The sequence below is a fragment of the Insolitispirillum peregrinum genome (assembly GCF_900156605.1).
GTDB classification, from domain to species: domain Bacteria; phylum Pseudomonadota; class Alphaproteobacteria; order Rhodospirillales; family Rhodospirillaceae; genus Insolitispirillum; species Insolitispirillum peregrinum.
The window spans coordinates 38,924-56,823 of the sequence record NZ_FTOA01000001.1 but is presented as its reverse complement, the minus strand read 5'-3'; the positions used below and the strand labels follow the sequence as shown (position 1 = coordinate 56,823).

The following is a 17,900-nucleotide window of genomic DNA, read 5'->3' as shown; positions in this document are numbered from 1 at the left end:
TCCCCCAACACGCCCATCAAGGCGACACCAGGGAGCAAACACCAATGACCACCACCCCCGCGACCCGCAGCGAGCACGACCTGTTGGGCGACCGCGATGTCCCGCAGTCGGCCTATTACGGGGTGCACACCCTGCGCGCGGTCGAAAATTTCCCGATCACCGGCACGCCGATTGCGCATTATCCCGACCTGATCCGCGCTCTGGCCGAAATCAAGATGGCCGCCGCCCGCACCAACGCCGAGCTTGGCCTGCTGTCGTCCGAGCGGATGGAGGCGATTGTTGCCGCCTGCCGCGACGTGCAGGGCGGCAAGCTGCACGACCACTTTGTGGTTGACGTGATTCAGGGCGGGGCTGGGACCTCGACCAACATGAACGCCAACGAAGTGATTGCCAACCGGGCGCTGGAAATCCTCGGCCATCAGCGCGGCGAGTATCGCTATCTGCACCCGAACGAACACGTCAACATGAGCCAGTCAACCAACGACGTCTATCCGTCGGCGCTGAAGCTGGCCACCTACCACAGCATCTTCCGGCTGGTCGAGGCGATGGCCTACCTGCGGGCGGCGTTCCAGCGCAAGGCGGTTGAATTCCGCGATGTGCTGAAGATGGGCCGCACCCAGTTGCAGGATGCGGTGCCGATGACGCTGGGGCAGGAATTTTCCACCTATGCGGTGATGCTGGCCGAAGACGAAGAGCGGCTGAAGGAAGCCGCCCTGTTGATCCGTGAAATCAATCTGGGCGCCACCGCCATCGGCACCGGCATTACCGCTCACCCGGATTATGCTCCACTGGTCTGCCGCCATCTGGCCGAAATCAGCGGCGTGCCGGTGGTGACCGCCCCCAACCTGATCGAAGCCACGCAAGACTGCGGCAGCTTTGTGCAGTTGTCCGGCGTGCTGAAGCGGGTGGCGGTCAAGCTGTCGAAGGTCTGCAACGACCTGCGCCTGCTGTCCAGCGGCCCGCGCGCCGGTCTGGGCGAAATCAACCTGCCGCCGCGTCAGGCTGGCTCGTCGATCATGCCGGGCAAGGTCAACCCGGTGATCCCCGAAGTGGTCAACCAGATTGCTTTTGAAGTGATCGGCAACGACATGACGGTGACCTTTGCCGCCGAAGCCGGGCAGCTTCAGCTCAACGCCTTTGAGCCGATCATTGCCCACAGCCTGTTCAAGAGCATCACCCACCTGCGCCAGGGCTGTCTGGTGCTGGCCGACCGCTGCGTTGACGGCATCACCGCCAACCACGAGCATCTGGCGGCCAGCGTGCGGGATTCCATCGGCATTGTCACCGCCCTGAACCCGATCATTGGCTATGCCAATGCCACCGAAGTCGCCGCCGAAGCGCATCGCAGCGGCAAGGGTGTGGCCGAAGTGGTGCTGGCGCGCGGTCTGATGACCGCCGAGGCCCTGACCGAAGCCCTGCGGCCGGAAACCCTGACCCAACCGACCCTCAGCACCCTGGCCTCCTGACCAAACACCAAAACCTGCACCGAACAGGTTCCCCACCCCTTGAGAGAGATACCCCGACCCGCCCCGTGCGGTGGGTCGGGAGGAGAGGATGGAATGAAACTCAACACGCAAACCGGGCTGATCATCAGCGGGATGGTTCTTGGCGTTGTCGTCGGCTATGCCTGCAACACGCTGGCTGGCTCGCCCGAAGCTGCCAAAGAGATCGCCGGGTACTTCTCGATGATCACCGACATCTTCCTGCGCCTGATCAAGATGATCATCGCCCCGCTGATTTTCGCCACTCTCGTCTCGGGCATGGCCGGCATGGGGGATGCCCGTGCGGTGGGTCGCATCGGTGGCAAGGCCATCGGCTGGTTCCTGATGGCGTCGGTTTCCTCGCTGCTGATCGGCCTGCTGTTTGCCAACCTGCTGCAACCCGGCGCCGGCATGAACGCCGCCCTGCCGGATGCCTCGGCCACCACCGGGCTGAAGACCGCTTCGCTGAACCTGAAGGATTTCCTCACTCACGTGTTCCCGCGCAACTTCTTTGAAGCGATGGCGAACAACGAAATCCTGCAAATTCTGGTGTTCTCGGTGTTCATCGGCATCGCCATGGGCCAGTTGCGCGACACCAAGGCCCGTCCGCTGGTCGAAGCCGTTGATGCCATCGTGCCGGTGATGCTGAAAGTCACCGACTATGTGATGCGCTTTGCCCCGATCGGGGTGTTTGCCGCCGTCGCCAACGCCATCACCACCCAGGGCCTGAACGTGCTGATGGTCTATGGCAAGTTCATGGGCGGGTTCTATGTCACCCTGTTCGTGCTGTGGGTGGTGCTGATTGGTGCCGGGTACGTGGTGCTGCGCGGCGACGTGTTCCGCCTGCTGCGTGCCGTCCGCCAGCCGATGCTGCTGGGCTTCTCCACCGCCTCCAGCGAGTCCGCCTATCCGCGGGTGATGGAAGCCCTCGAACGCTTTGGCGTCAAGGACCGGGTGACCGGCTTTGTGCTGCCGCTGGGGTATTCGTTCAACCTCGACGGCTCGATGATCTACACCACCTTTGCGGCGCTGTTCATTTCGCAGGCGTTCAACCTGCCGATGACCCTTGACCAGCAGATCACCATGTTGCTGGTGCTGATGGTGTCCAGCAAGGGCATTGCTGGCGTGCCGCGGGCCTCGCTGGTGGTGATTGCCGCCGTGCTGCCGATGTTCAACCTGCCCGAGGCCGGTTTGCTCCTGATTATGGGGATTGACCATTTCCTCGATATGGGGCGCACTGCCACCAACGTTCTGGGGAACTCGATTGCCACTGCGGTGGTGGCCAAATGGGAAAATGCCATCGGGCCAGCCCAGAGCGACGATGATCTGGAAGCAGGCCTTGCCACCGACCTGCCCGCCGACGACCAAAAGGGCAAGACGGTCATTACCGCTGCCGAATAACGACTGACCCCGACACCCCGCCCGCCTTGCCGGGCGGGGTTGCGTTTCTGGAGGTATGATGGGTTTCGAAATTCCCGGTCTGGAAGGCATGGCCCTGGACGGCTTTTCCCTCGCAACCACGCTGGTTGTGCTGGCGGCAGCGGCGTTCTTTGCCGGTATGGTTGATGCCGTGGTCGGTGGCGGTGGCCTGATCCAGATCCCCGTTCTGCTCAGCCAGTTCCCTCATACCGCCATCCCGACCCTGTTCGGCACCAACAAGGTTTCCAGCATCGCCGGGACCGCCATGGCGATGTGGAAATATGGCCGCAAGGTGCAAATTCCGTGGGCGGTGGTGTTGCCCGGAACTGTCGCGGCCCTGATCGGCTCGGCGATGGGGGCGGCGCTGGTGGCGTGGCTGCCACGTGATGCGATGCGCCCGCTGGTGCTGATCCTGATGATCGGTGCGGCCCTCTATACCTTCAAGAACAAGAAATTCGGTCATACCTCGACCCGTGATCTGCGCCCGGCCGACCGCTGGTGGGGGTTGCTGCTGGGGCTGACCATCGGCCTGTATGACGGCTTTTTCGGTCCCGGCACCGGCAGCTTCCTGCTGTTTGCCTATGTCCGTCTGTTCGGGATGGACTTTTTGCGCGCCACGGCCAGCGCCAAGGTGCTCAACGTCGCCACCAACATCTCGGCGATTGCCTTTTTTGCCAACACCGGACCGCTGCTGTGGGAAATCGGTATCGGCATGGCAATCTGCAATCTGATCGGCTCGCAGATCGGCACCATGATGGCCCTGCGCCACGGCTCGGGCTTCATCCGCAAGGCGTTCCTGCTGGTGGTGGTGATCCTGATTGGCAAGATGGCGCTGGACGTGATACGCCCGTGGATACCCTCCCTGCTGTAAGGGGGGATGACAACAACAAGGAAAGACGGTGGGACTGCGCACATTCTTCCAGCGATACACCTTGCGGCTTCTGGGCCTGATCCTGCTCGCCCTGCTGGGCGGCAGCATCGCCTATGCCATCAGCGAAGAAATGGGCCTCGCGGAAGTCGAAGCCACCGGCACCCACCGTCTGGACCTGTATTCCGCCAGCCTTGACCGCGAAATTGACAAATACGCCTATTTCCCCGCCACGCTGGGACTGGAACGCGATGTCATCAGCCTGCTGAGTGCCGGGGATGTCCCCAGCGAAGACGTCAACGAGTATCTGGAACAGTTGAACAACAGCGCCGGAACGCTGGTGATCTATGTGCTGAACCGGGCGGGCCATGTGGTGGCCAGCAGCAACTGGCGCCGCCCCGACAGCTTCATTGGCGAAGACCTGTCCTATCGCCCCTATTTCGTTGCGGCCTCGCAGGGGGAAAACGGCCGCTTTTTCGGCATTGGCACCACCCGCAACGAGCCGGGCTATTACCTGTCCTCGCCCTTGCTCAAAAACAACGAAATCGTCGGGGTGGCGGTGGTGAAGGTCAGCCTTGAGCAACTGGAACAGTCATGGGCCACTGTCGAAGCGCCAGTGCTGGTTTCCGATGAAAACGGCGTGGTGATTCTGGCCTCGGTGCCATCGTGGAAATTCACCACCGTCCGCCCGATGGACAACCAGCAACGCCAGTACTTTGAACAGACCCTGCAATACAATGCCCGCCTGCTGTCACCGCTGGGCCTGATCGAAGGCCGCAAGCTGAACGACACTGCCCGTATCGTCCGCCTGCACCATCAGGCAGCGCACAGCATGACCAGCGTCTTTCCGGTGTCCGGGGCCTTTATCGCCCAGTCAACACCGTTGCGCAGCAATCACTGGACGATGACCGTCCTGTCACCGATCAAGCATATCGACAGCATGGCACTGACCCGCGCGCTGGTGGCGGCCAGTGGCATGGCGCTGCTTTACAGCCTGCTGTTGCTGTGGTACCAGCGCCGCCAGCACCTGCACGCCCAGATCAAGGCCCAGCAAGCCCTGCAACAGGCCCACGATGAACTGGAACGCAAGGTCGAGGAGCGCACCCGCACCCTGCAGGCGGCCCAGGACGAGCTGGTCCATGCAGGCAAGATGGCGGTGGTCGGGCAACTGTCCGCCGGTCTGGCACACGAACTGAACCAGCCGCTAGCCGCCCTGCGCACCCTGTCCGGCAACACCATCAAGTTCATGGAACGGGGCGACCTCGCTTCGGCACAGGGCAATCTCGACCGCATCGCCCAACTGGTGGATACCATGGGGGCGCTGACCAGCCAGTTGAAATCCTTTGCCCGCAAATCCTCTGGCGCACCACAGCCGGTCGATATCCGGCGGGCGCTGGACAACGCCCTGTTCCTGCTGGAACAGCGCCTGCGCCACACCGCTGTTACCCCCAGCGTGCATTTTGCCTCGCCGCAGTTGCTGGCCCTGTGCGATCCGATCCGGCTGGAACAGGTGCTGGTCAATCTGGTTGGCAATGCCCTTGATGCCCTGCAGAACCATCCGTCTCCCCGCCTGACCATCAGCGCCAGCCATCAGGGAGAGCAGATTCTGCTGACCGTTCACGACAACGGCCCCGGCCTGTCCGACGAAGCCCAAAAGCACCTGTTCGAGCCGTTCTTCACCACCAAAGACCTGCCCGCAGGCAAGGAAGGCGGCGGTGGTCTGGGGTTGGGGCTTGCCATTTCAGCCGGAATTGTCCGCGACTTCGGCGGTAGCCTGCTGGGCGAAAACCACCCCGACGGCGGTGCCGTCTTCCTTCTTCATCTGCCTGCAGCCCCAGCGGAGACCATGCCCCATGTCTGACCTGCTGCCCGCCCTCGAAAGCCTGAAGGTCCTGATTGTCGAAGACGATGAAAACGTCCGTATCGGCTGCCAGCAGGCCCTGCAACTGGAAGGCATCCTGACCGAAGCGGTCGGATCGGCCGATCTGGCGCGCAAGATGATTGGCCCCGGCTTTCCCGGCATCGTCGTCACCGACATCCGCCTGCCGGGGATGGATGGCATGGAGCTGCTGCGCCACCTGCATGATCTGGACAGTGACCTGCCGGTGGTGCTGATGACCGGCCACGGTGACGTGGCGATGGCGGTGCAGGCGATGAAGCTGGGGGCGCATGATTTCATCGAAAAGCCGTTCTCGCCCGATTATCTGGTCGGAGTGGTGCGGCGGGCGCTGGAACGCCGCCATCTGGTGCTGGAAGTGCAATCCCTGCGCGCCCGCCTCAACACCCGCGACAACCTCGAAGCCCGCCTGATCGGCACCTCGGCCAGCATCGAAGCAGTCCGCTCGCTGATCAGCGAGCTGGGCGATACCTCGGCGGACGTGCTGATCCACGGCGAAACCGGCACCGGCAAGGAACTGGTCGCCCGCTGCCTGCATGATGTCAGCCCCAACCGCAAGGGCAACTTCGTCGCCATCAACTGCGGCGGCCTGCCGGAAAGCCTGTTCGAGAGCGAGATCTTCGGCCACGAAGCCGGAGCCTTCACCGGCGCGGCCAAAAAGCGCATCGGCAAGATCGAACACGCCAATGGTGGCACCCTGTTCCTCGACGAAATCGAATCCATGCCGATCCCGATGCAGATCAAGCTGTTGCGGGTATTGCAGGAACGGGTGGTCGAGCGGCTGGGGTCCAACACCGCCATCCCGGTCAATTGCCGGGTGATCGCCGCCACCAAGGCCGACCTGCGCGAGCTGTCCGATCAGGGGCAATTCCGCGCCGACCTGTATTACCGCCTGAACGTGGTCACCCTGCCGCTGCCGCCACTGCGCGAACGGCGGGAAGACATTGCCCTGCTGTTTGAACATTTCGCCGTACAGGCCGCCGCCCGCCATGGCCGCCCGGTACCGCCAGCCAGCCGCGAGCGTAACCGCCAGATGATGGCCTATCACTGGCCGGGCAACGTCCGCGAACTGCGCAACGTCGCCGACCGCTGCGTGCTGGGCATCGACAGCGGGTTCCCGCCCTTTGCGCCATCACAGCAGGCCAACGCCTCGCGCCCGCTGGCCGAAACCGTCGAAGCCTTTGAGCGCGCCCTGATCACCGAGGCCCTGCGCCGCAACGACAACAGTCTGGCCCGCACCAGCGAAGATTTGCAGGTGGCCAAGACCACCCTGCACGACAAAATCCGCAAGTACGGGCTGAACGACTGACGGGGGGCGGGGGAAGTCTCCCTCAAGCCCCCTTCCCCTTCCCCTTACTCCGCCGCAGCCTCTTCGTAGGCTTCCAGCGCCTCCATCCACTGCAGTTCGGCCTCTTCCAGCGCCCGCGAGGCATCGCCGAGTTCCTTTTGCAGGGCGGCGACCTTGGTGCTGGGGCCGTCGTACAGCTTGGGATCGGCCATTTTCTTTTCCAGCACTGCCTTGGCGGCGGTCAGGCGTTCGACCTCTTTTTCGGCCTTTTCGGCGGCTTTTTTCAGTGGGGCCAACCGTTGGCGGTTTTCGGCGGCGCTACGGCGGTCTTCCTTGCGCGCCGCCGCCGAGCCTGCCGCCACCGCGCCGTTGGTGCTGTCGGCTTTCTGCTCGCGGCGGGCCTCGCGGGCTTCCTTCAGCAGCAGCTTGCGGTATTCCTCCATGTCGCCATCAAAGGGGGCCACGCCGCCGCCATTGACCAGCCACAGGCGGTCGGCGACCATTTCCACCAGATGCGGATCATGCGAAATCAGCACCACCGCCCCTTCAAAGACGTTCAGCGCCGCCACCAGAGCTTCGCGGGTGTCGATGTCGAGGTGGTTGGTCGGTTCGTCCAGCACCATCAGGTGCGGCTGTTCCTTGCACATCAGCGCGATCAGCAGTCGGGCCTTTTCGCCGCCGGACAACTGGGCCACCCTGGTCGTCGCATGCTCGACCCCAAAGCCGAACCGGCCCAGATGAGCGCGCACCTTGCTTTCCGGCGGCACGATGCCGTTGACGGTCAGGGCGCGGGTCATGTGCCCCAGCGGGGTATCCGCCGGATTCAGCTCGTCGCTCTGGTGCTGGGCGAAATAGCCCACCCGCAGTTTGGCCGACTTGCGCAGGGTGCCGCTCATCGCCTCAAGCCGTCCGGTCAACAGCTTGGCCAGCGTCGATTTGCCGTTGCCGTTGGCCCCCAGCAGGGCGATGCGATCGTCCATGTCCAGACGGAACGACACCTTTTTCAGGATCGGCGTCTCGCCGTAGCCGATGGTGACGTTTTCCGCCACCATCAACGGCGGCGGCAGCGGCTCGGGGTCGGGGAATTCAAAGCTGATCGGGCGTTCCTCGATCACGCTGACCACCGGCTCCATCCGTTCGAGCATCTTCATGCGGCTCTGCGCCTGCCGGGCCTTGGTGGCCTTGGCGCGGAAGCGTTCAATGAAGCCTTCGATCTTGCGCCGCTGTTCCATCTGCTTGGCGTAGGACTTGGCTTGCAGGTCCATTTTCTCGCGCCGGGTCCGTTCAAAGGCGCCATAGTTGCCGCCATAGGACACCAGCTTGAGGTTTTCCAGATGGATGATCCGGTTGCAGACCGTGTTCAGCAGGCCCCGGTCATGGCTGACGATCACCAGCGTGCCCGGATAGTTGGCAAGGTGGCCTTCCAGCCAGACCACCGCTTCGAGGTCAAGGTGGTTGGTCGGTTCGTCCAGCAGCAACAGGTCAGGGCTGGCAAACAGCGCCGCCGCCAGCGCCACACGCATCCGCCAGCCACCGGAATAGTCGCCCACCGCCCGCATGTGGTGCTCGGACGGAAAGCCCAGACCGGACAGGATCGCCGCCGCCCGTGCCGGAGCCGAATGGGCGTTGATGGCGTTCAGCCGCTCGTGGATTTCGCTCATCCGCTCGGGCGGCATCTGGTGGTGCGGGTCAGCCTCCAGCTCGGCCAGCAGGGCAGAGCGCTCGGTATCCGCCGCCAGCACGCAGTCAATCAGCGGCGTCGGGCCTTCGGGGGCTTCCTGCGACAGCTTGCCCAGCGACGCGCGCGGGCGCAGGCGGATGTCGCCGCCATCACTGGCGATGTCGCCCATGATCAGCTTCAGCAGCGTTGATTTACCGGCCCCGTTGCGGCCAACCAGACCGACGCGGGCGCCTTGCGGGATGTGAACCGTGGCAGCCTCAATCAACAGCCGGCCACTGATCCGATAGGTGAGGTCGTTAATGTGTAGCATGACCCTGAGATAGCACGGACGACCGCCCCTGAAAATGGGGCAACAGCGCCTTTTACCCCGCTTTTGCCTCTGACGGCGAGGAAATGTGCAGCAAAAGAACGTCTCATCGGACGTATGCCAAAGGACCCGGTTGCCATCAGCCCGCGTTGGCGATATAAGACCGCCCACCTAACTCCGGACTGTCGGTCTCCGAACCGCAGCCGATTTTGATTCACCAAAGCCGGAAGGCGATACAGCCAGAGGGAACCATCATGGCCGTGGAACGTACTCTTTCGATCATTAAGCCCGACGCCACCCGCCGCAATCTGACCGGCAAGATCAACGCCCGTTTCGAAGAAAAGGGCCTGCGTATCGTTGGCCAGAAGCGTCTGCAGCTGACCCGCGCCCAGGCCGAAGCGTTCTACGGCGTGCACCGTGAGCGTTCGTTCTTTGGCGAACTGGTCGATTTCATGATCTCCGGCCCGGTGGTCGTGCAGGTTCTGGAAGGCGAAAACGCCGTCCTCGCCAACCGTGAAATCATGGGCGCCACCAACCCGGCCAACGCCGAGCCCGGCACCATCCGCGCCGATTTCGCTGAGTCGATCGAAGCCAACTCGGTGCACGGTTCGGACTCGCTGGAAAACGCCAACCGCGAAGTCTCGTTCTTCTTCTCTGAAATCGAAATCGCCGGCTAATCTGGCCCGGCGTTCCGGTCTTCGGGACGATATGCAAAACGCCAGAGCCTGTAACGGGCTCTGGCGTTTTTGTATTTTATCCCAGTCAGGTACCCCGTGTTTACCCCTGCCCCAACCGCTCCAGCAGGCTCTTGCGGCTGGGAACGCAGGACTGCAAAAAACTGCGGGCATAGCCGCGCAACAGCCGCCCCTTGCGTACCGCCAGATAGGAGGTGCTGGCCGGAAACAGGCTCGCACTGTCCAGCAGCACCAGCCCCTGATCCCGCTGAGCATCAAAGGCCATCGAGGCGATAATGCCGATCCCCAGCCCCAACTGGACATAGGTCTTGATCACGTCGGCATCCATCGCCGCCATCACCAGATCCCACGACAGGTTCGCCTCGGCAAAGGCCTGATCAATGCGCGGGCGACCGGTGAAGCCATCGTGATAGGTGATGATCGGCCACTGGGCCAGTTCGGTCAGCGACAGGCTGTCGTGGGCGGTCAGCGGATGACCTTCCGGCACGATCACCGCGTGGTGCCAGGTGTAATAGGGAATGGCGATCAGGTCGTCGGTATCAGCGAGTGATTCCGTTGCCACCCCGATATCCGCCGCCCCCTCCAGCAGCATGGTTGAGATTTCCGCCGGGCTGGCCTGGGTCAGCGTCAAATGCACGCGCGGAAACTGCCGCTTGAACTCGGCCACTGCGGGCGGCAAGGCATAGCGGGCCTGCGTATGGGTTGCCGCCACCGTCAGGGTACCGCTGTCGGTATCGGAAAACTGCGCTGCCACGGTTTTCAGGTTGCCGACTTCCAGCAGAATACGATCAACCACCATCGCAACATCCTTTCCCGGCTCGGTCAGCCCCAGAAAGCGTTTCCCCTTGCGAATGAACAGGTCAACGCCCAGCTCTTCCTCCAGATCGCGCACATGCTTAGACACCCCGGACTGCGAGGTGAACAGCGCAGCGGCGACCTCGGTCAGGTTGAAATTACGCCGGACCGTTTCCTGAATGATCCTCAACTGCTGAAAATTCATGCTCTCTCCAGAGGATTTTCATCACGCTTCCATATTGAACACCATACAGACGTTATTAGAAAACCATTTAACACTTATTCTGATAAGAAAAGCTGTTTTTGTTGGTTTGGTTCCGATGCGCTCCTGCCTAACCTGATTTCAACGACGGCGGCCCACCCCACGATGTCGGGCCACCCCCACGATTTCGGAGAGCGTCCATGAGCCTGTTATCCCGCCTGACCCGCCGCAGTCTGCTGGCCCTGACCCTGACCGCCCCGCTGGTTGTCGCCAGTGCTCCCCTGCCGCTGAGTGCCGCCGAAACTCCGGCAGCGACCGCCACCACCCTGCGCATTGGCTGGCAGAAAGGCGGCGCGCTGGCGGTGATCAAGGGTCGGGGCGATTTCGAAAAGAACCTGAAGGCGCAGGGGATCACCGTCACCTGGAACGAATTCCCCGCCGGGCCGCAAATGCTCGAAGCCCTGAATGTCGGCAGCATTGACCTGGGGGTGGTCGGCGAGACCCCGCCGGTGTTTGCCCAGGCCGCCGGTGCCGACCTGCTGTATGTCGCCAACGAACCGGCATCGCCGCAGGCCGAGGCCATTCTGGTGCCGAAAGGGTCCGACATCAAAACGCTGGCCGACCTGAAGGGCAAGCGGGTGGTGCTGAACAAGGGGTCGAACGTCCATTACCTGCTGGTGCAGGCGCTGAAAAAGGCCGGGTTGCAATACAGCGACATCACCGTGTCCTACCTGCCGCCCGCCGATGCCCGCGCCGCCTTTGAAAAGGGTGCGGTGGATGCGTGGGTAATCTGGGACCCGTTCGCCTCGGCTGCCGAAGCCCAGAGCGGTGCCGTTCGTCTGGCCGATGCCACCGGGCTGGCCGACAATCACAACTTTTACATCGCCCGTCGTCCCTTTGCCGAGCAGCATCCGGTGGTTCTGAAACAGACGCTGGATGAAATCGCCAAAGAGGGCGGCTGGATCACCACCCATCTGGACGAAGCGGCGGCCATTGTCGCCCCCCAGATCGGCCTGAGCTTCGACATCACCCGCACCGCGTTTGGCCATTACGGCTATGGCGCCAAACTGGTCAACGAGGATGTCACCCAGCGCCAGCAGAAAATTGCTGATGCCTTTTACGACCTGAAACTGATCCCGAAAAAGGTCGAGGTCTCGCCGGTGGTCTGGCGGCCCGGTCTGACCAACTAAATCCTTCTCTCCCTCCTCCCGTCCTTATCCCCTCTTCCCGACAGGTGACCCCATGACCAGGATTTCTACCGTTTCTGCCAAGGCTTCGATCCTCAACATCGAACGGCTGACCCCGACCATCGGCGCCTATGTGAACGATGTCGATCTGGCCGATGTCAGCAATCCGTTGCTGCGTGAAGCCTTGAAAGCGGCGCTGGCCGACTATCAGGTGCTGTTCTTCCGCGACCAGACGCTGACCACCGACCAGCAGATTGATGTGGCCCGCGTGTTTGGCGACCCCGACAAGGCCAAAGCCTATTTCAAGCGCCACGAGCAGAAATCAGTGATCGAACTGATCGAAGCCATTCCGGGCGCCCGTCCGGCCCGCACCGACCAGTGGCACGCCGACATCACTTTCTCGGACAACCCGCCGACCGGTACCGTCCTCTATGCCCGTGAACTGCCTCCGCTGGGCGGTGACACCCTGTGGGCCAGCGCCACCCGCGCCTATGACCTGATCGCGCCGGAATTGCAGGCTTATCTTGAAACCCTGCAAGCGGTGCATTCGATCGAACACAGCGGCTGGCCGGACCATTTCCTCGCCAAGCCGAACGGTGAAGAGCTGTACCGTCAGGCGCGCGCCGAACGGCTGCCGACCGTCCACCCGGTGGTGCGCACCCACCCGGTCACCGGCCGCAAGATCCTGTATGTCAATCCGAACTTCACCAGCCACATCAAGGGTCTGCAACGCCCGCAAAGCGACGCCCTGCTGAGCTACCTGTTCAGCCTGTTCAACAAGCCCGACGTGCAGGTGCGCCTGCGCTGGCAACCGAACACCGTCGCCATCTGGGACAACCGCGCCACCCTGCACTATGCGGTGTCCGATTACATCGGCGAATACCGCCTGCTGCACCGGGTGACCTTTGGCGAAGATCAGGCGTTCTGATCGGTCTGCCCCCTCTCGCCCGGAGAGCCCCCCTCTCTCCGGGCGGTGAGCAGAAACCGTTTCCATCGCCGCAGGAGTCCCGATGATGGCCTTTCCCCGTCTGTCTGCCCTCGCCCGCCCGCTGGTTCCCTGGCTTGTGCCGTTGCTGCTGCTGGCCGTGTGGCAGGCGGCAACCCAAAGCGGCTTTGTGTCCTCCCGCATTGCCCCGGCCCCGTCGGCGGTGGCGGCCTCGGCCTATGCGCTGCTGATCTCCGGCGAGCTGCTGCATCATCTGTGGTCCAGCTTTCAGCGCGCCAGCATCGGGTTCCTGATCGGCGGCGGGCTGGGATTTGCGCTCGGCCTGCTGAGTGGCAGCATCCGCAGCTTTGAGTTGCTGTTTGATACCACCGTCCAGATGATCCGCAACGTCCCGCATCTGGCGCTGATCCCGCTGGTGATCCTGTGGTTTGGCATTGATGAAACCGGCAAGCTGTTTCTGGTCGCCCTCGGGGTGCTGTTTCCCGTTTACCTCAATACCTTTCACGGCATTCGCGCCGTCGACAAGGGACTGATTGAGATGGGGAAATCCTATGGTCTGGGTCCGATTGGCATTTTTACCCAGGTGATTCTGCCCGGAGCCCTGCCGTCCATTCTGGTCGGGGTGCGCTTTGCCCTCGGCTTTACCTGGCTGACGCTGATCGTGTCGGAAACCATCGCCGCCTCCAGCGGTATTGGCTACATGGCGATGAATGCCCGCGAGTTCTTCCAGACCGACGTGGTGGTGGTGGCGATCCTGCTGTACGCCCTGCTCGGCAAGGTCGCCGATCTGGCCGCCCGCTGGCTGGAACAGCGCCTGTTGCGCTGGAACCCGGCCTACGCCTGACCATCTGCCACCCCTGCCCCGTTACACTCATCCCAGGAGCCAAGGCATGTACAGTCCTTCGACCCGTCCCCAGCCGACCGACCTTGACAGCAACAGCACGCCCGATGCGTCCAGCGGGGTGGCGGTCTCGGTTGCCGCCCTGCAAAAATCCTTTGGTGCCCGCCGTGTGCTGCACGATCTGGACCTGACCATCCGCCCCGGCGAATTCCTCGCCATCGTCGGGCACAGCGGATGCGGCAAAAGCACCCTGCTGCGCCTGCTGGCCAACCTCGATCCCGCCAGCAGTGGCAGCATTCTGCTGGATGGAACGCCGGTCGCCCGTCAGCAGGAAGACCTGCGCCTGATGTTTCAGGACGCCCGCCTGCTGCCGTGGAAAAGCGTCTGGGCCAATGTCACCCTTGGCCTGAAAGGCTCGCGGGCGGACCTTCGTCGTCAGGCGCTGGAAGCCCTGAACAGCGTCGGTCTCGCCGAACGCGCCGATGACTGGCCCGGCCAGTTGTCCGGCGGTCAGCGTCAGCGGGTGGCTTTGGCCCGCGCCCTGATCCACAAGCCGCGCCTGCTGCTGCTCGACGAACCTCTGGGGGCGCTGGATGCGCTGACCCGGATCGAGATGCAGGGCCTGATCGAACGCCTGTGGCTGCGCCATGGCTTTACCGCCGTGCTGGTGACCCACGATGTCACCGAAGCGGTGGCGCTGGCCGACCGGGTGATCCTGATCGAGGACGGTGCCATTACCCTTGACCAGCCGGTGGCGCTGGCCCGCCCGCGCGAACGCGGCGAACCGGCCTTTGCCGATCTGGAACAGACCGTCCTCAACCGGGTGCTGCGACAGGACCATCAGGCAGCCCCGGTTACGCCCCCCGCACAGCCGACCAGACAGCAGCGCGGCGATGCGTCGTTGTCGGCGGCACAGTGGGCGGCCTATCCGTCCCTGTAAGCCCAACAGACCCCGCAAAAGGAGACCGTCCATGCCAGTCTATCCTTTCAGCCAGGCCTATTACGATGTGGTGGTGATCGGCGGCGGCGCATCGGCGGTCGCCGTGCTGGTCGCTCTGGAAGAAACCGGCGACTTCCGTGGCTCGGTGGCGATCGTTGATCCGGCGTCGCGCCTCAGTCTGGGGCAGGGCGTGGCCTATGGCGCAGCCCGCTCGACCCATCTGCTGAACGTTCCTGCCGGGCGCATGGGCCTGAGCATCCACAATCCCGCCGACTTCCTGCAGTGGGCGCGGGCGCACGGAGTCAAGGCGCAAGCCGAGGACTTTCTGCCCCGCCGCCTGTATGGCTCGTACCTGTCGTCGCATCTGGTGACCTCCTCGGTCAACTGGAGCCACCTGCGCGGCGAAGCGGTTGATGTTCAGCCGACCGGAGCCTGCTGGCTGGTGACGCTGAACGACCAGCGCCGGTTCCGCGCCGGGGCGGTGGTGCTGGCGGTCGGCGGTCCGGCGTCGGCTCCCCTGCCGTGGAGCGGCTCGGCGGACAGTCGCCCCAACACCCTGATTGATGATCCGTGGCCGCTGTACAGCGACGGCGATGACCGCTGGATTTCCTCGCTGTCGGCCCGGCTGGTCCCGACCTCTGGCCCGGTGCTGATCGTCGGCAGCGGCCTGACCATGATTGACATGGTGCTGTCCCTGCGGCAGGCACGGGCGGCAGGCGATATCCATGTGCTGTCGCGGCGGGGACTGTGGCCCCTGCCCTATGGCACATCCTCGCCCCTGCCCCCCGAAATGGCGACGGCGGTGAAGCTGTGGGCGCTGTCGGCGCGGCAGGGCAAACCGCTGTCCCGCCTGTGGCAGGGCATCCGCCACCTGATTCGCCAGCATCAGGGCAATGGCGGCGACTGGCGCGACATCATCGAGGCCGTGCGCCATCACCTGCCCGCCCTGTGGCCAGTGCTGTCCGATGATGACAAGCGGCGCTTTTTGCGCCATGGCCTGCCCTACTGGTCGATCCACCGCCACCGTCTGCCGGAACAGCATGTCGAAACCCTGAATGCCTTGCGACAGGAAGGACGCCTGCACAGCCACAAGGGCCGCCTGCATGGTCTGTCGGCGGTTGAACGTCAAACCGGTCGGCCCCTCGGCATCAAGGCCGAATTCACCCCGCGCGGCAAAGGGACTGTCGAGCACCTGACCGTCGATTGGGTGTACAATTGCACCGGTGCCTCGTTCGACATTTCAAAGCCGGACTCGCCGCTGATCTGGCGGCTGTGGCAAAGGGGCCTGCTCCAGCAAGGCCCGGCGGGGCTGGGGGTTGACGTCAACACCAGCGGCTGCGTCGGCAGTGAGCACGGCGGCCTGTACCTGATCGGGCCGCTGGCCCGTGGGCGGCAGTGGGAAACCACCGCCATGCCGGATATCCGGGTGCAGGCGGCCCGCCTTGCCACCAGCCTGTTGCGGCATCAGGGCGGCCAAAGCCCGCGCCGCAATACGGTTGCCTGGCTGCGGGCGCAACTGTCGCCGAGTCTGTAACCCCTCACCGAATCACAACTGCAAAACCCCGGACGGCCTGCTGGTTGTCCGGGGTTTTTGGCCTCATCACAGCGACACCCGCTGTTGCCCCTGCGCCTGACGCTGCAGAATCAGTGCCAGCGTGGTGCTTTCCAGCACCCGCACATGCGCCTGATGGGCCTCGGCAAACGATTGCCGCAACAGACACTCTTCGCCATCGCAATCATCGCACCGCTGATAGGCGGTGCGACTGAGGCACGGCAGCGGCGCAATCGGTCCATCAATCAGGCGCATCACATCGGCCAGCGTGATCAGGTCCGCCGGTTTCAACAGGACATAGCCGCCGTGTTTGCCTCGGCGGCTGGTCACCAGCCCGTGAAATTTCAGGTCCAGCAGAATCTGTTCGAGAAACTTTTTCGGGATGCGCTGGCTTTCCGCAATGTCGGAAATCAGCAGCGGCTGATCGCCGGGATGCGACGCCAGCATCAACAGGGCACGCAAGGCGTATTTGGCTTTTTGGGACAGCATTGCCGACGATCGCCGTGGGTCTGGGGGTTTCATGTCAACGGGACGCTCACGCATACGCGCCTGTACAGGCTTCGTCAATTCCATCGGGGCTCTTTTTCAGCCTGTTTGCCGTTTCGGGGTGGCGAAATCGGCCATCCCGGACACACGGTGAAAATTCCCCCTTGCAATCACTACCTAACTTGTAGTGATAATGTATATGGAAATCAATTCACATCAAGGATTGGCAAAAATGGCTTTCAGCGCAAAACAGACCTTTTATGCGGCCTTGACCTCGGTCCTGATCGCAGGCGGAGCCGCCAGCAGCGTGGCGCAGGCCGATACCACCCTGCTGAACGTGTCCTATGACCCGACCCGTGAGCTGTACAAAGAGTTTAACGCCGCCTTTGCCGAAGACTACAAAAAGCAGACCGGCGAAACCGTCACCCTGCGCATGTCACACGGCGGTTCCGGCAAACAGGCCCGGTCGGTGATTGATGGCCTCGAAGCCGACGTGGTGACGCTGGCGCTGGCCTATGACATTGATGCGCTGGTGGAAAATGGCGGCCTGCTGGGCGCTGACTGGCAGAACAAGTTTGCCTCCAACAGCTCGCCCTACACCTCGACGATTGTGTTTCTGGTCCGCAAGGGCAACCCGAAGGCCATCCACGACTGGTCCGACCTGACCCGGCAGGGCGTGCAGGTGATCACCCCGAATCCCAAGACCTCGGGCGGGGCGCGCTGGAATTATCTGGCGGCGTGGGGCTGGGCGGAAAAGGCCTATAACGGCGATGACGCCAAGGTGCGCGGCTATATGCGTGACCTGTTCAACAACGTGCCGGTGCTCGATACCGGTGCCCGTGGGGCCACCACCACCTTTGTGCAGCGCGAACTGGGCGATGTGCTGCTGGCGTGGGAAAACGAAGCCTTCCTCGCCATTGAAGAACTGGGGCCGGACAAGTTTGAAATCGTCGTCCCGCCGTTCAGCATTCTGGCCGAACCGCCGGTGGCGGTGGTTGACAAGGTGGTCGACAAGCGCGGCACGCGCAAGGTGGCCGAAGCCTATCTGAATTATCTCTACTCGCCGACCGGACAAAAGATCGCCGCGAAAAACTACTATCGCCCGATCAGTCCGCAATACGCCGATCCGCAGGACCTGAAGCGGTTCCCGGCGATTGATCTGGTGAAGATCGACGACCCGCTGTTTGGTGGCTGGCAAAAGGCCCAGAAGACCCATTTCAGCGATGGCGGCGTCTTTGACCAGATTTATCAGCCGAAGTAAGCTGAGTATCAGCCCATTCCTGCGCCCTGCCCGGTTTCCGCCGGGCGGGGCCCG

General features: G+C 63.1%; 15 protein-coding genes. 12 read left to right on the top strand and 3 right to left on the bottom strand.

Translation table 11 applies throughout. The annotated features are described in order from the left end of the window. The first annotated feature begins 44 nt into the window (after nucleotides 1–44). The 5 genes from aspA to BW995_RS00205 all read left to right on the top strand — a co-directional run bounded on the left by aspA (nucleotide 45) and on the right by BW995_RS00205 (nucleotide 6,974). Complete coding sequence (aspA, locus tag BW995_RS00225) at nucleotides 45–1,466, top strand: aspartate ammonia-lyase (RefSeq protein WP_076397927.1); 1,422 nt, start codon at nucleotides 45–47, stop codon at nucleotides 1,464–1,466. Between the two features lie 93 nt (nucleotides 1,467–1,559). After that, nucleotides 1,560–2,882, top strand: coding sequence for a dicarboxylate/amino acid:cation symporter (locus tag BW995_RS00220; RefSeq protein WP_076397925.1), 1,323 nt, complete (start codon nucleotides 1,560–1,562; stop codon nucleotides 2,880–2,882). Nucleotides 2,883–2,940: 58 nt separating this feature from the next. Then, a complete protein-coding gene (locus tag BW995_RS00215) occupies nucleotides 2,941–3,771 on the top strand; it encodes a sulfite exporter TauE/SafE family protein (RefSeq protein ID WP_217696029.1) in 831 nt (276 codons plus the stop codon). A 28-nt stretch (nucleotides 3,772–3,799) separates the two neighbouring features. Then, nucleotides 3,800–5,629 (top strand): sensor histidine kinase, encoded by a 1,830-nt coding sequence (locus BW995_RS00210; protein ID WP_245821180.1) that lies wholly within the window; start codon nucleotides 3,800–3,802, stop codon nucleotides 5,627–5,629. Then, complete coding sequence (locus BW995_RS00205) at nucleotides 5,622–6,974, top strand: sigma-54-dependent transcriptional regulator (protein ID WP_076397923.1); 1,353 nt, start codon at nucleotides 5,622–5,624, stop codon at nucleotides 6,972–6,974. The genes BW995_RS00210 and BW995_RS00205 overlap by 8 nt, the downstream gene beginning before the upstream one ends. 44 nt (nucleotides 6,975–7,018) lie before the next feature. On the opposite strand, the gene BW995_RS00200 is transcribed toward BW995_RS00205, so the two are convergent. Next, complete coding sequence (locus BW995_RS00200; RefSeq protein ID WP_076397922.1) at nucleotides 7,019–8,944, bottom strand: ABC-F family ATP-binding cassette domain-containing protein; 1,926 nt, start codon at nucleotides 8,942–8,944, stop codon at nucleotides 7,019–7,021. 251 nt (nucleotides 8,945–9,195) lie between these two features. Between BW995_RS00200 and ndk the strand changes: the two genes are divergently transcribed. Further along, nucleotides 9,196–9,618, top strand: a complete 423-nt coding sequence (gene ndk, locus BW995_RS00195; RefSeq protein ID WP_076397920.1) for a nucleoside-diphosphate kinase — start codon at nucleotides 9,196–9,198, stop codon at nucleotides 9,616–9,618. 100 nt (nucleotides 9,619–9,718) lie between these two features. Here ndk and BW995_RS00190 read toward each other — a convergent pair whose 3' ends face one another. Then, a complete protein-coding gene (locus BW995_RS00190; protein WP_076397919.1) occupies nucleotides 9,719–10,636 on the bottom strand; it encodes a CysB family HTH-type transcriptional regulator in 918 nt (305 codons plus the stop codon). A gap of 197 nt (nucleotides 10,637–10,833) precedes the next feature. Between BW995_RS00190 and BW995_RS00185 the strand changes: the two genes are divergently transcribed. From BW995_RS00185 to BW995_RS00165, 5 genes are all read left to right on the top strand, one after another. Beyond that, nucleotides 10,834–11,823 carry a sulfonate ABC transporter substrate-binding protein gene (locus BW995_RS00185; protein WP_076397917.1) on the top strand — a complete coding sequence of 330 codons (990 nt, stop codon included), beginning with the start codon at nucleotides 10,834–10,836 and terminating at the stop codon, nucleotides 11,821–11,823. Between the two features lie 52 nt (nucleotides 11,824–11,875). Then, entirely contained in the window at nucleotides 11,876–12,748 is an 873-nt protein-coding gene (locus BW995_RS00180; RefSeq protein ID WP_076397916.1) for a TauD/TfdA dioxygenase family protein, read from the top strand. Between the two features lie 82 nt (nucleotides 12,749–12,830). Beyond that, nucleotides 12,831–13,610, top strand: a complete 780-nt coding sequence (gene ssuC / locus BW995_RS00175) for an aliphatic sulfonate ABC transporter permease SsuC (RefSeq protein ID WP_217696028.1) — start codon at nucleotides 12,831–12,833, stop codon at nucleotides 13,608–13,610. A gap of 46 nt (nucleotides 13,611–13,656) precedes the next feature. After that, nucleotides 13,657–14,547, top strand: coding sequence for an ATP-binding cassette domain-containing protein (locus tag BW995_RS00170; protein WP_076397914.1), 891 nt, complete (start codon nucleotides 13,657–13,659; stop codon nucleotides 14,545–14,547). A 31-nt stretch (nucleotides 14,548–14,578) separates the two neighbouring features. Beyond that, nucleotides 14,579–16,081 carry an FAD/NAD(P)-binding protein gene (locus BW995_RS00165; protein WP_076397913.1) on the top strand — a complete coding sequence of 501 codons (1,503 nt, stop codon included), beginning with the start codon at nucleotides 14,579–14,581 and terminating at the stop codon, nucleotides 16,079–16,081. Nucleotides 16,082–16,147: 66 nt separating this feature from the next. On the opposite strand, the gene BW995_RS00160 is transcribed toward BW995_RS00165, so the two are convergent. Beyond that, nucleotides 16,148–16,588, bottom strand: a complete 441-nt coding sequence (locus BW995_RS00160) for an RrF2 family transcriptional regulator (protein WP_076397911.1) — start codon at nucleotides 16,586–16,588, stop codon at nucleotides 16,148–16,150. 229 nt (nucleotides 16,589–16,817) lie between these two features. Here BW995_RS00160 and BW995_RS00155 point away from each other — a divergent pair, with 229 nt between their 5' ends. Next, nucleotides 16,818–17,846: a sulfate ABC transporter substrate-binding protein gene (locus BW995_RS00155; protein ID WP_076397910.1), complete on the top strand. Its 1,029-nt coding sequence runs from the start codon at nucleotides 16,818–16,820 to the stop codon at nucleotides 17,844–17,846. Nucleotides 17,847–17,900 lie beyond the last annotated feature (54 nt).